The organism is Koromonas humicola (assembly GCF_059726255.1).
In genome coordinates, this window is the sequence record NZ_AP040873.1 from 970,074 (window position 1) to 982,994 (window position 12,921).

11 protein-coding genes are annotated in these 12,921 nt (G+C 56.6%); 2 read left to right on the forward strand and 9 right to left on the reverse strand.

Annotated features, from left to right (window positions below; genetic code table 11):
• Positions 1 to 118: 118 nt before the first annotated feature.
• Positions 119 to 997, forward strand: coding sequence for an aldo/keto reductase (locus tag AC6IZD_RS04280; protein WP_497786447.1), 879 nt, complete (start codon positions 119 to 121; stop codon positions 995 to 997).
• Between the two features lie 49 nt (positions 998 to 1,046).
• On the opposite strand, the gene AC6IZD_RS04285 is transcribed toward AC6IZD_RS04280, so the two are convergent.
• The 3 genes from AC6IZD_RS04285 to AC6IZD_RS04295 form a co-directional block, all read right to left on the reverse strand.
• Positions 1,047 to 2,141 (reverse strand): NAD(P)H-dependent flavin oxidoreductase, encoded by a 1,095-nt coding sequence (locus AC6IZD_RS04285; RefSeq protein ID WP_497786448.1) that lies wholly within the window; start codon positions 2,139 to 2,141, stop codon positions 1,047 to 1,049.
• Positions 2,142 to 2,232: 91 nt separating this feature from the next.
• Positions 2,233 to 3,618: a nicotinate phosphoribosyltransferase gene (locus AC6IZD_RS04290; RefSeq protein ID WP_497786449.1), complete on the reverse strand. Its 1,386-nt coding sequence runs from the start codon at positions 3,616 to 3,618 to the stop codon at positions 2,233 to 2,235.
• A 57-nt stretch (positions 3,619 to 3,675) separates the two neighbouring features.
• On the reverse strand, positions 3,676 to 4,899 hold the full coding sequence (locus AC6IZD_RS04295; protein WP_497786450.1) for a DUF763 domain-containing protein: 1,224 nt from the start codon (positions 4,897 to 4,899) through the stop codon (positions 3,676 to 3,678).
• Between the two features lie 261 nt (positions 4,900 to 5,160).
• On the opposite strand from AC6IZD_RS04295, the gene AC6IZD_RS04300 reads away from it, so the two are divergent.
• Positions 5,161 to 5,442 carry a hypothetical protein gene (locus tag AC6IZD_RS04300; protein ID WP_497786451.1) on the forward strand — a complete coding sequence of 94 codons (282 nt, stop codon included), beginning with the start codon at positions 5,161 to 5,163 and terminating at the stop codon, positions 5,440 to 5,442.
• A gap of 15 nt (positions 5,443 to 5,457) precedes the next feature.
• Here the strand turns inward: AC6IZD_RS04300 and AC6IZD_RS04305 are convergent, their stop codons facing one another.
• From AC6IZD_RS04305 to AC6IZD_RS04330, 6 genes are all read right to left on the reverse strand, one after another.
• Positions 5,458 to 7,722, reverse strand: coding sequence for a PAS domain S-box protein (locus AC6IZD_RS04305; protein WP_497786452.1), 2,265 nt, complete (start codon positions 7,720 to 7,722; stop codon positions 5,458 to 5,460).
• A 68-nt stretch (positions 7,723 to 7,790) separates the two neighbouring features.
• Positions 7,791 to 8,135, reverse strand: coding sequence for a response regulator (locus tag AC6IZD_RS04310; protein ID WP_497786453.1), 345 nt, complete (start codon positions 8,133 to 8,135; stop codon positions 7,791 to 7,793).
• A 243-nt stretch (positions 8,136 to 8,378) separates the two neighbouring features.
• Complete coding sequence (locus tag AC6IZD_RS04315) at positions 8,379 to 9,464, reverse strand: YeiH family protein (RefSeq protein ID WP_497786454.1); 1,086 nt, start codon at positions 9,462 to 9,464, stop codon at positions 8,379 to 8,381.
• A gap of 167 nt (positions 9,465 to 9,631) precedes the next feature.
• Positions 9,632 to 10,405, reverse strand: a complete 774-nt coding sequence (gene cobA / locus AC6IZD_RS04320; protein WP_497786455.1) for a uroporphyrinogen-III C-methyltransferase — start codon at positions 10,403 to 10,405, stop codon at positions 9,632 to 9,634.
• Entirely contained in the window at positions 10,398 to 11,015 is a 618-nt protein-coding gene (locus tag AC6IZD_RS04325; RefSeq protein ID WP_497786456.1) for a precorrin-2 dehydrogenase/sirohydrochlorin ferrochelatase family protein, read from the reverse strand. The genes cobA and AC6IZD_RS04325 overlap by 8 nt, the downstream gene beginning before the upstream one ends.
• On the reverse strand, positions 11,015 to 12,715 hold the full coding sequence (locus tag AC6IZD_RS04330; protein ID WP_497786457.1) for a nitrite/sulfite reductase: 1,701 nt from the start codon (positions 12,713 to 12,715) through the stop codon (positions 11,015 to 11,017). The genes AC6IZD_RS04325 and AC6IZD_RS04330 overlap by 1 nt, the downstream gene beginning before the upstream one ends.
• Between the last annotated feature and the right edge of the window lie 206 nt (positions 12,716 to 12,921).

The following is a 12,921-nucleotide window of genomic DNA, read 5'->3' on the forward strand; positions in this document are numbered from 1 at the left end:
TGATCGCAGGAGCCCGCGAAACCTCGCGGGCTTTTCCTTTTCCGAAATTTGGAATCGGAGTTGGGCAGGGCTCCACATCTTTTTCTGTCCAATCGCGGCTCATTGCAATCTCATCGGTATGGCTACTGAAAGCGTAAACGCAGGCGATACGATTTCGATTGGCGGGGATCTAACCGTCAACCGGTTGGGGTTTGGCGCTATGCGCCTGACCGGCGAAGGCATTTGGGGCGAGCCCAAGGACCCGGCTGAAGCGAAGCGAGTTCTCAAGCGCGCTATCGAGTTGGGCGTGAACTTCATCGACACTGCCGACTCGTACGGGCCAGAGGTGAGTGAGCGCCTCATCGGCGAAACTCTGTTCCCCTACGACAAGGGTCTGGTGATTGCCACAAAGGGAGGACTGACACGCTCAGGCCCGAACAAATGGCATCCTGTTGGGCGGCCGGAGTACTTAAGGCAGTGCCTCGAAATGAGCCTGCGCCGGTTGCGAATTGATCGCATCGATCTGTATCAACTTCATCGCATCGATCCCAAGGTTCCCGCAGCGGAGCAGTTCGGCGAGCTGAAGAAATTGCAGGATGAGGGCAAGCTTCGCCATATAGGACTCTCCGAAGTGAAGCCCGCTGAGATCGAGTCCGCGCGGAAAGTGATCGAAGTTGTGAGCGTGCAGAACATGTACAACATTGGCGATCGTCAGCATGAAGACGTGCTGCAGTATTGCGAGAAGAACGATATCGCATTCATTCCGTGGTTCCCGGTTGCCGCTGGAAAACTCGCGCGTCCGGGTGGAGTGCTGGACTCGGCAGCCAAGAAGCACAATGCCACTGTCGCTCAACTGGCGCTGGCGTGGCTGCTCCATCGCTCGAGGGTGATGCTGCCCATTCCGGGGACTTCGTCGGTGAAGCACCTTGAAGAAAACATGGGTGCAGCAAAGCTGAAGTTGAGTTCTGCGGAGTGGGATGCCTTGGAAGGACAAGTGAAGCAAGCGCAAGCCGCGTAGCAATAACGCGGTGATAGGCCCATTCGGATTGAATGGGCCGCTTTGCTCTTTACGCGTGTACCGGACTGAAGTTGGTTTGCAGTTTCGTCATCGTTGTCTCACACTCGCGAACAAGCTTCTCAATCAGTTCTGATGCGGATTGGCGACGTGCCATGCGAACCCCCTGACCTGCCCAGAGCGACAGGAATTCTGCGCGGCCTTGTTTGGCCGCTGCGGTGCGAAGCGGGCGGGTCAACGCATTCTGCATAGGGAAGGGTGCGATTTGTGAGTCGCCCATTGCATCCACCTCGCTCATGAACTGGTTTACTACTCCGCGGGCGGGACGCCCGGAGAATGCTCGTGTCACCCGTGTCTGGTCTTCGTGCGTGCGCAACAAGACTTCTTTGTAAGCTTCGGGAACGCCAGCTTCATCACAGGTAAGAAACGCGGTTCCCATCTGCACGGCCGAAGCTCCAAGCGCAAGAGCCGCGACAATCCCCCGCCCATCCATAATCCCGCCGGAAGCAATCACCGGAACCCGCACTGCATCTACCACCTGCGGCACTAGCGAAATTCCGCCGATCATCGCTTGGGAGAAATCGCCTGCGAATGTGCCGCGATGACCTCCCGCCTCGTACCCCTGAGTAACGATCGCATCTACGCCTGAGCGTTCGAGCGCGAGCGCTTCATCCACGGTCGTTGCCGTACCAATCAGAAACATTCCCCGCACCTTAATGGCATCGACGGCGTTCGCGGGAAGCATTCCGAAGGTGAAGCTGAAACTCGCGGCGCCGCTATCGAGGGCCGCAGCAAACTGCTGCTCGAAAGCGTCTTCCGGAACTTTCGGCTGTTCGGGAGGGGGGAGCCCCACCTCTGCGAAATACGGTGTAACGCGATCCAGCATCGTCTTTGGAATCGTTGCCGAAGGAGTGTTCTGCGGCGCAAACAGGCCGATGCCGAATGGACGCGATGTTCGTTCTCGAACGGCTGCGGCAGTGCTGGCAATCTGTTCTGGCGTGAGGTATGCGGCTCCGATGAATCCGATACCTCCGGCGTTTGCAACGGCTGCCACCAACGCAGGAGTATCACCGCCTCCCGCAAGTGGTGCCTGGATGATGGGGTATTGAACCGCGAGACGCTTTGTCAGTTGGGTTTGCAAGCTCATCGACTTCACCTCGTGTCGCGCCTGCGACTAGCGCAGTGCACGCACTGGTTACAGATGCACGCCGATGAGCCAGAAAACTGAAAATCAGCTTCTAGACAACGACGGGGACATGAGCAACTCCCGCCAGGCCGAATACTCGTTGGTACCGTTCGACTTCCTTCGGCGTGCCCAACGCTTTTTGGAAGTTATCCGACAGCTTTACTGCTGGACGTCCCTCCGCATCATGGAGCTTGCAGACCAGCCCAACCGGGTTGAACCCATCGTCGCCTCGAGGATTGCAGCCACGAAAGTCATTTGTGAGCAGAGTGCCCCAGCCCGAGCTAAAACGGATGCGGCGATCCGGAACCCATTTTTTCTCGTTATCAAAATCTGCTGCGCTGGTGAAATCCCCTGGCAACGCGCCGTTGCGAAGTGTGCCAGCGAAGTATGCATGAAGGCTCAGGATCTGCTGTACGTCTAAGGCGTCGGAGGCGATAAACAGCTTTTCACGAGGATCGCGGCCGCGTGACTGAAGCCACTGGATATATTCGTCTCCCGCGAGGAATGGATCCTTGCTATCTGCTCGTTGGCCTGTCCAATCCGCTACCCAATCGGGGGCGTCGCGCAGAAACTGCGTGGTGCCATACGTGTCGGGCAGCATAATGAGCAACTCGCCTTGGTATGTCTGCTGCCACAAGTCGAGCAGCTTGTATTGCGAAGCCTTCAACTCCTCATCATTGCTGGCGAGTGCCGCGAGAGCCATTGGCAACTCATGCGCATTGGTGCCAATCGCTTCGAGATCGTGTTTGTAAGCGAGATATGTATTGGAGGTCCCGCTGAAGCTGCTGCCCAGCACGTCCGCCATTGCCTTGACGACATACTCCTGCCACAAAAAGCTATGGCGGCGGCGCGTTCCGAAATCGCTCAGTCGCAGCCCTGGAACTCCCCGCAGTCGCGCCATCTTCTCCCAAAGCTTCGTCTTCGCACGCGCATACAGAATGTCGAGCTCGAACTCGCTTAGACGTTTCAGGCTTGCACGCGTTCGCAACTCGCTAACGGCAGAGAGAGCATAGATTTCCCACATTGTAGTCGACGTCCATGAACCGCGGAACGCGAGTGTAAGGTGGCCGTCTTTGACTGACAGTTCGTAGTCCGAGAGTCGAAAGTCCTCAGCTAGCCATTCCAGAAAGTCCGGCTCAAAGATGCCGCGTTTACCGTAGAATGTGTTGCCCGCCAGCCAGATCAGTTCAGACTTATGAAAGCGGAGTCTCTTCGTGTGTTCCAGTTGCTCGCGCAATTCATCGACATCAATCAATTCAGCGAGACGAACAGTCGCCGGCCGGCTGCTGAGAACAAACGTGGCGTGCGTCTTTGGGAAACGCTTCCAGATGAACTGCAACATCAGCAGCTTGTAGAAATCGGTGTCGAGGAGCGACCGCGTAATCGGGTCAAGCTCCCAGTTGTGATTGTGCGCGCGCCTTGCGAGATTGATGATCACGTTGCAACTTTAACTTGCCGAACGCATCTTTCACAATCGCTTGTGCGCGGGGCGAGGTCAAAACAGCGAAAGCTGTCCCGAAGGCGGAGCCTGCGATTTCTTGACTCGCTTGGAATCGCGATCAAACACCGTGCGCCCATCCAGAGAGGCTGAGATCTCCCGTTCGTGCGCAACTGCAGCAGCAAAATCCGCCAGAGGCTGACGTTGTTCTTCCACTGCGCGGGTCAAGCGGTCAAGACGGCGAAAACCATCGCGCTTCTCGGAGTAGTCAACCCGAATCTTGTCGAGCGCTCCTCTCAGGACGGAGATGGATTCATCGTAGGTTTTCAGCGGTACCGGGAATGGATGTCCATCTTTACCGCCGTGGGCAAACGAGAACCGAGCCGGATCCGAAAAGCGGCTTGGCGCACCGTGCATGACCTCGGCAACGAGTGCCAAAGATTGCAATGTTCGAGGCCCAAGTCCCGGGGTCAGCAATAGGGAAGCGAAGTCACGCAACTCCTGCTCATGTGCGACAGCCAGCACCGCTCCCAGCCGCTTCAGGTCCACGTCTTCAGCGCGAACCTCATGGTGCGCAGGCATTGTAAGCTTTCGAACCTCCGCCAGCGATGCATCCACAGGTTCCTTCACGATCTCGAGCAGCGCTTTCTGTGCCTGATCGGCGCGCGCATCCACCAGGTTCAGAATGATCCCTTGTGGCTGTCCCAGAATGGCCGTATGCGGGTTGGAAGTGAAATCGCGCACCTCCGAGGAATGCCAATGGTATCGGCGTGCAAGATGCGTCTCGGGATTCATCCCTTGTTGAATTACCGCCCACTCGCCGCTCTTACTGATCACGAATGAATGCAGGTAAAGCTGGAATCCATCGGCGATTGCGTTGTTATCGATGCGCGCCGTCAGGCGACTGGTTCGTGCAAGAGCGTTGCCGTCCAATCCTGTGCCTTCCGAGTATGCTCGCAGCTCGTCAGGTGTTCGGCGGGAGTGGCGGCCGCGCCCTCCACACACGAAGAGCCCGATATCAGCAGTGCGCGGGTTCAGTCCACGCTTGAGCGCGCCCATCACCGAGGTCGTTATGCCCGACGAGTGCCAATCCATGCCCATCACGCAGCCAAGCGCCTGAAACCAGAATGGATCGCTCATCCGCGTGAGCACTTCTGATGGTCCGTATGCCGCGACGATGTGCTCGATGATTAGCGTGCCGAGCTTCGTCATGCGCTCACCCAGCCACGCTGGTACCCGGCCTCCATGCAAAGGCAGATCGGCGGTCCCGGAACGTTTCATGTATCCATTTTGATGGCAAATCGGCTCGAGGTGAACAGAATTGCGCTTGAGTGCACAGCGCTGAGCCGACTTCACATCGGGGACGCAGATTTCGGACGATTCAGATGAATTTCGACGTGAGTAGGGACTTTCCCCTCTGGCGAAAAGGTGCATCACAGGCGAAAATGTAAATATAAATAGATGATGGTTCCCGGACAGACAAAGGTACTCGCCATTACAAAGCGGACCGCACAGTTGTGCGCCACCCAATCGCAGCTTCACATGAATGGAATTGAACTGGTCGCGGCGACCAGCCTCCCTATGGTCGAGGTGGTGCTGCGGTCAATCGACGTCAAAGGCGTTATTGTGTGCAGGAATTCCTGGTCTGACCAGGAGCGTGAAAACATTGCGAACGAAGTCACGACACTTCGTCCAGACTCAGTCCTGATCATGAAATGTTTAGGATGCTCGGGATGCGACGAAGCCGCAGGAATTCCCGGCGTGTTGAACGACACTGCACCACTCTCGCAGTTGATTCACGGAATCCGGGCGAGTCTGGCTTAGTTCGAAGATTCAACTCTACAACTGATGCTCGAACGGGATAAAGATGGAGAAGCAAGTTCCCGACTTCACTCCATTCGTCCCAGGGTTGGTCCTGCTGCGCAGTTGCATGGTCCCCTCATACTTGCGCAGAATGTCAGCAGTGATCCACAAACCTAAGCCGGTGCCGCTTTCGCCCTTGGTAGTGAAAAACGGCTCGAAAATCTTGTTGCGAACGTCCGTGGGGATTCCCGGACCATTGTCCGCCACTATCACTCGCACGCCCTGCTTCTTCGTGCGGTAGTCGCGCGATGCATGGGCGCGCAGAGTGATTGTTCCACGGTTTGGCCCAACTGCTTCTATTGCGTTCCCCACCAAGTTGGCAAACATTTGCCTCAGCTCACCCGGCAGTGCCAGGATCTCGTGATCGCCTTCGAACTGCTGTTCGAGTCGAATCTGCGTGTGTTTTATCTTACGATCGTAAAGCCCCACTACGCTGGAGAGAATGTCTCCAATGCGAACAGGAATTGGCTTGGCTGCTTCACGTTGGAATGTCAGCATCTGCTGCGTCATTTGCGTAACGCGTGCTAATTCCTGGCTCGCCATCGTCGCAAATTCCCGGGTTGTGCTCTCCTGCGTATCCTGATTGATCAGGTACAGCAATCCTGAGATTGCATCGAGGGGATTGTGAATCTCATGGGCGATGGTCGCTGCCAAGCGTCCTGTGGTCGCCAACCGGTCGCTGTCGCGCACCGCCTTTTCCGCACGGCGTTGCTCGGTGACGTCATGAAACACCAGCACCACCCCTACAAGAACTCCATCCCGGTTGCGTATGGGGGCCGCGGAATCCTCTATCGGAACCGCGTTGCCTTCGCGCTGGATCAGCATCGTGTGGTTTGCCAGTCCTACGACGCGCCCAACACGGATGACCTTTGCAACCGGACTTTCTGGCTGAACCTTTGTTCCTTCCTGAACGATGTTGAAGCACGTTTCCAGCGGTTTGCCTTGCACTTCACCCAGATGCCAGCCCGTAAGGGATTCGGCCACCGCGTTCATGAACTGTACGCGGCCTTTTGCGTCGGTCGAGATGACCGCATCGCCGATACTCGCCAGCGTGGTAGACCATCGTTCTTCACTCGCCCGAAGCGCTTCTTCTGTCTTCTTGCGCACATTGATATCGACAATGAAGGAGACACCTTCATCGCGATTGTCTTCCCAAGCTACGGCCGAGATCAGGCCCCAAACTCGCGTTCCATCCTTACGGAAGAATTGCTTCTCGTAAGGCAGATGCATACCGGTCTCCCGAATCTGCCGCCTTGCATCTTCATCTGCATCCTTGTACTCAGGCGGAGTCATCGCCGTCCAGCTCAAGCGCCCCGCACGCAGATCTTCGCTAGAATAGCCGGTCATCTGCAGGAACTTATCATTGGCATTGATGATGCCGCCGTCGATATGCCAATAAAGAATTGCAAACAGGTTCGTGTCGTAGAAGCGGCGCAGGCGTGCCTCAGCTTGTTTGCGCAGCGTAATGTCGCGAAGGATCACGGTGAAGATTTTGTGCTCATCCGACTGGAGCTGCGAGATGGTCGCCTCGATCGGGAATTCCGTGCCGTCCGCTCGAACGGCGGTCAGCGTAGCTGGTGCGGCCATCGATCGCTGCGTCCGTCCATCGACTCCGAACTGGTGTATGTATCGGCGATGAGCTTGGCGGGCGGATGCGGGGATAAACCTGTCAATGCTCGTGCCCAATGCTTCTGAGGCAGGGCAGCGAAACGCTTTTTCGGCCGCATGATTGAAGAGCACGATGCGTTGCTGATCATCGAGTGAAATCACAGCATCCATAGCGGAGTCGATGATGCCTTGCAACTTCGCCTGGCTCGCCTGGAGAGCTTGCTGGCTCTTGCGCAACTCGATATTGCAGGCTTCTGCTTGCTTCGCAGCGAAGAGTCGATTTTGATAAGTGCGACTGCGTTGTGCGATCGCGCTCACCACAATCCCCATGCCGGAAAAAACAGCCAAATGCGCAAGATCGGCAATGCGATCGTTGGCGGAGTGTCCCAGTGGCATGAAGATGAAAAACTCGGCGAGCACAGAGGAAAGCAGGGTAGCCAAGACTCCGGGCCAAAACCCAGCCAATAAGGCCACAATCATTGCCGCCGGATAGAAGGTGATAAAGACCGGCAGGGGAATATAGTGAACCACCGCTTGCCTGACGAGAAATGCAAGCGCGACGGCTGCTAAGGCAATGAAATACTGAACACTGACGTTATCTAGGTCCCTCTTGTCAGCATCAACATCCGGCATACACCCATCCAGAAAGAAGACTCATGCGAGCCGGGATTACCCAGGCCGCAGCGTTGATCTAAAGCTGCTCAATCACCGAGGAGCTTCCGAAGATCATCGAGGAAATCAGTGGGTGACACTCCCTTGACCACGCGCATGTCGATCCATTGCAGCGCCTGCTCAGGGATGTCAACGTAAGCTGATAGCAAGAGGATTCTGACCGAAGGTTTGAGCCGTTTCATTTCCGCCGCGACTTCATCCCCGTTCATACCGGGCATGGCATAGTCCAGCACAACCGCCGTAACTGGATTATTCCGGAAAAGTTCAAGTCCTTCGGGGCCGCTCTGGGCCGTTAACACGTCGTACCCTTGTCGTTGAAGCAGCATCTTGCGTACTAGCAAGCCAAGATGCTCATCATCAATGCAAAGAATCATAGGCCATAGTAGCTGAGCTCAATTACGCCCGAGTAACAGAATCCACGGTGTCATGCATCTGGCAGGCAAACAGTGACGCACAACCCTGCATGGTGTGACGCAAATCACACGCAAGTCTCTCGTTGAAATCACGGAGTGGCAGAAGAAGCGGAAAAGATGGGGTAATTCCTGCGGTGCACCGGACACAGCACACAAAAGTGCCGGGCGCCCGCAGTTAACAGACGCCCGCGCAGTTTTGAGGACTTAGAGCTTCCAGAATGAGTTTGCGGCGACCACCAAGCCCAGTGTCAGCAGCGCAATGAAGACCTCGCCAAGCGCTCCGACGATGAATGGACGCAAACCCTGCTTCGACATTTGGCGGAAATTCGTGCGCAGCCCGACTCCGGCAAACGTCAGCAGAAACGCCCACCGCGACAGATTCGCAAGGACGGAGACTTGGGCAGAGTTGAACGTGTGCGCGCTCACCAGCACCGAAATTGCGATAAAGCCAAGCACGAACTTCGGGAACTTCTCCCAGAGGAAACGCCCTTTGTCTGCGACGTTCGAGGCCTGCCCGCGCTTTGCCCAGTAGATCGCATAGGCAAGCACGACGAATCCGATCATTGCGTTGCGGCAAGTCTTGGTGAGCACGGCGACCTTGCCCGCAGCATCCGAATAGAGTGCTCCGGCGGCGGTGGCCTCGGCGGTATTATCCACGGCTAACCCAGCCCACAATCCATAAGCGTTGTTGCTCATGTGCAGAGCGTGGCCAACTACGGGGAAGGCGACGAGCGCGATTGCTCCAAGAGCAAGAATGGCGGCAATAGCGAACGACGAGTCTTCATCATCGGCATCGATTGCGCCCTTGGCAGCGATGATGGCTGACACGCCGCAAATCGAGGACCCAACAGCAAGAAGCGTCGTGAGTTTGGGGCGAAGTTTAAACAGCCGTCCAAGCGCCGTCATCAGTGCGAGTGATCCGGCAATTTCCACCACGACCAAGCCGAGGCTGATGCCTCCAAGCTTTGCGATATCGGCGAACACGAATCGCGAGCCGAGGAGCACGATGCCAGCTTTGAGCCAGAACTCGTAAGTGGACACGCCAGGTTCGAAAATTTTGGGAATGGTCAGGGTGTTCGAGATCACCAGTCCAATTCCAATTGCCCAGAGCACATATTCCACGTTGGGGATGATGAGGTGATGTGCTTTCGCGTAATGCGTGATGCTCTGCTCGATCACTTTGCCTGCGTACCCGATAGCCGCAAGCAGAAGCACTCCCGGGATGAACCGCAGCACGCGAGCAAAAGGATTCTGGAGCTCTATGTTCTGTACAGCAACGTTAGTTGACATGAATCTTTCCTTTTCGCTTGTTGTCGGGTTACCAGGGGATCTGCTTAATGGCGCCTACGCGCACGAGCAGGGCAAGGGTGAAAGCAAAAATCACGGCCCACACGTCAAGTGATAGGCGGAAGCGGGGAGCGGGAACTGCGTTGTTGTTTTCTGGCATTCGAGATCACCTATTCCTTGAAGCGTTGGGTCGAACCTGTTTGCAAAGTTGCGAGCGCGGCGGCAGCAACATCAACCTGCTCCACCCGATTCAATGCTTTCCCCACCAGTACATGTGCGGGCGAAGGCAGCGCATTGCATTGGCCAAGATGAGAGAGCGTGGTGTACAGAACTTGCTGATCGGGCAGTGAAGCGCGGGACACCACAGCGCAAGGTGTCTGGTCGTCGAGTCCCGCATTCACTAGATCTGCGGCGAGCCGACCGTATTCCGAACCCGGCATGTAAATTGCAAGCGTAGAGCCCGAGGTGACGATCCGATCCCACTCGACCGCGCCATTGCCTATACCGCGATGCGCAGTTGTCAGCACGAGACTCGACGCGAACCGCCGATCCGTCAGTGAAGTCTTCGCGGCGGCAGCAGCAGCGAGAGCCGTGGTGATGCCCGGCACAATCTCGAAGTCGATTCCAGCATCGAGCAACGCATCAATCTCTTCACCTGCGCGTCCAAAAACCGAAGGGTCGCCGCCTTTTAGGCGAACTACCAGCGCAGCGCTTTGGGCATGTGTCACGAGTAGAGAATTGATTTCGTCTTGTGTCAGCAGCTTGTGCCCGAAACGCTTACCAATGTCGATGCGCACTGCTCGCGTGCCAATGAGGCGGAGAATCGCCTCGGAAACCAATCCGTCGTGCAGCACTACGTCAGCGGTCTGAATCAGACGCAGCGCTTTCACCGTTAGCAGATCTGGATCTCCGGGACCAGCGCCGACCAGGAATACCTTACCCATGGTGCACCTCGGAACGGCGCAGCCTTGACGCGCGGAATCGCTCATACACCGGACTTGCCGCGATCTGATGCAACGTACGCACGCGCAACTCGGTTGCGATGCGAAGACGGAAGTACAGACTGCGCACATCGCCCAGCCAGTTCAGCCACAAGGCATAGGACTGGTCATAGCGCTCTTCGAGTTCCTTGCGAATGCGCTGCGCAAGCGCAGGACTCTTTCCGCTCGTAGAGATCGCAATCTGCAGATCGCCGCGTTGCACGATCGCCGGATAGTAGAAATGGCAGCGCTCCGGCTCATCGACCGCATTGCAGAGTATGCCAAGCGTATCCGCAACACGATAGATCTGCTCGTTCACCTGCGGATCTCCGGTCGCGGCAATCACCAGCACTGCGCTATTCAGATCTACAGGTTCAAATCGACGCGCCTTCCACTCGACTTCATGGCGCAGGATGCGTTGACGAATCGGCTCGTTTACTTCAGGCGCAACCAATGTCACGGCTGCACCGGATTCCACCAGTGACTGCAGCTTCTGCTCGGCAATGCGGCCACCGCCAACCACGAGGCACTTGCGACCCTGCAACTTCAGAAATATCGGGAATAGTGCAGACATCAACCCTCCACGCCGTGAGGGACTTTGCCCGTCGGTTGATCGCGTTCGATGTTCTCGGCGGGTGCGCCAGCGAGGAATGCCCGAATCTGCTCATTACTGTGGCGCGAAAAGAACTGGCGTAGATTCTCGCCGCCCGTTCGCTGGCCAACGTAACTTTTCAGCAGACGTGTGATCGCATCGGGTACTTCCGTTGCGAGCGCGCGAAATCCGACCGGGCGTGCTATCGCCTGTTCGCGCCCCACGCTGCCGCCAACGCAGAAGTAGTACGCATCCTGAAGCTTGCCGTCGACCTTGAGTTTCTTGCCTTCCAGCCCCAGGTCGGAGATCCAGTGCTGACCGCAACTGTTTGGACAACCAGTGATGTTCAGACGCAATTGCTCGTCAAATCCCGGCACGCGCCCTTCGAGTTCTTCGACCACCCAACGTGCGAATGATTTTGTTTCTGTAATGGCCAGCTTGCAGAATTCGGTTCCCGTGCACGCGACTGCTCCGCGCCAGAACACCGACGGCTCAACCTGCAGTCCGAGTGCATTCAGTTCGCGCGCAAGTTTCGCAGCGTTTGCATTGGGGACATTCACGAAGATCAGGTTCTGCATCGTCGTCGTGCGCACCTCGCCACCGCCGAGGCGGTCAGCGAGATCAGCAACAGCCTGAAGCTGATCGGCACTGGTGCGCCCACGCAAAACCGATGCGCCTACATAGCTCAGACCAGGCTGCTTTTGAGGATGCACGCCCACGTGATCTCGGAATACTCCAGTGGGAAGGTCCTCCGGTTCGGCTGGATCGAACTTGTATCCAAGGCGGCGCTGAATTTCGTCGAGCACGGTTTGTTCATTCCATCCGTGCTTGAGGAAGAGAAATTTGAATCTCGCCTGTTCGCGGCTCTGGCGCAGTACGTCGGCGTCGCGGAAAATCTCGGCGACCGTGCGCACGGTGTCGACGACCTTGGCTTCAGGCACAAAAGCATTGAGCTTCAATGCGAGATGGGGTTGGGTGGAAAGCCCACCGCCAACACGCAAGTGAAATCCGCGTTCGTCGCCCGAAGCACGCTTGCGAATCGCCGCCGTCAGTCCGACGTCGTTGATTTCCGGATAGCTACACCATTCTCGGCAGCCCGCGATGGAGATTTTGAATTTCCTCGGAAGATTGTAGAAATCACCATTGCCCACGAAGAAGCGATTCAGTTCCAGCGCGAGCGGAGATGCATCGAACACCTCGTGACCATCCACTCCTGCTAACGGGCAACCGGTGATGTTGCGCGTAACGTCACCGCAAGCTCCCATGGTAGAGAGCCCTGCCGCGGTGAGTGCTTCTAGCAAATCGGGAACGTCTTCGATCCGCACCCAGTGAAACTGCACGTTCTGTCGAACCGTGATGTCTGCCAGGCCTCGCGCATAGCGCCGAGACAGATCGGCCAGTGTGCGAAGCTGCGAACTGCTGAGGATGCCATTCGGAATCCGGATGCGCACCATGAAGTAGGGAACTGCTTTGCCTTCTCCCCCGACGCCTCCGACGGCGCCAACACCGTCACCCTGCGTATACACGCCCCAGGATCGGAAATACGTGCCCAGCCATTCAGGTGTAATTGCCTCATGGCCTTCGCGCGCAAACTGACGAATTTCGTCCATGCGATCCCATGCATTCTTCTCGCGCTTCAGGCGTTCGACGCGTTGCGCCTTAGTCTCTTTAACTTCGCTCACTTTGACCCCAAATAAAAAACCACCCGCCATACTTGCTGGCGGGTGGTTTGGAAAATCTGATCTCGGTTAGGCTACTGCACTACCTCGATCCCCTTTGCGCCAGCAGATGTAATGCCGCAACAACACATGCAGCACATACACATCGCGACGTTGGAGAAAATCGAAGTCATGTCTGTTGTTTACAGGATTGCTCTGCTCACGTCAAG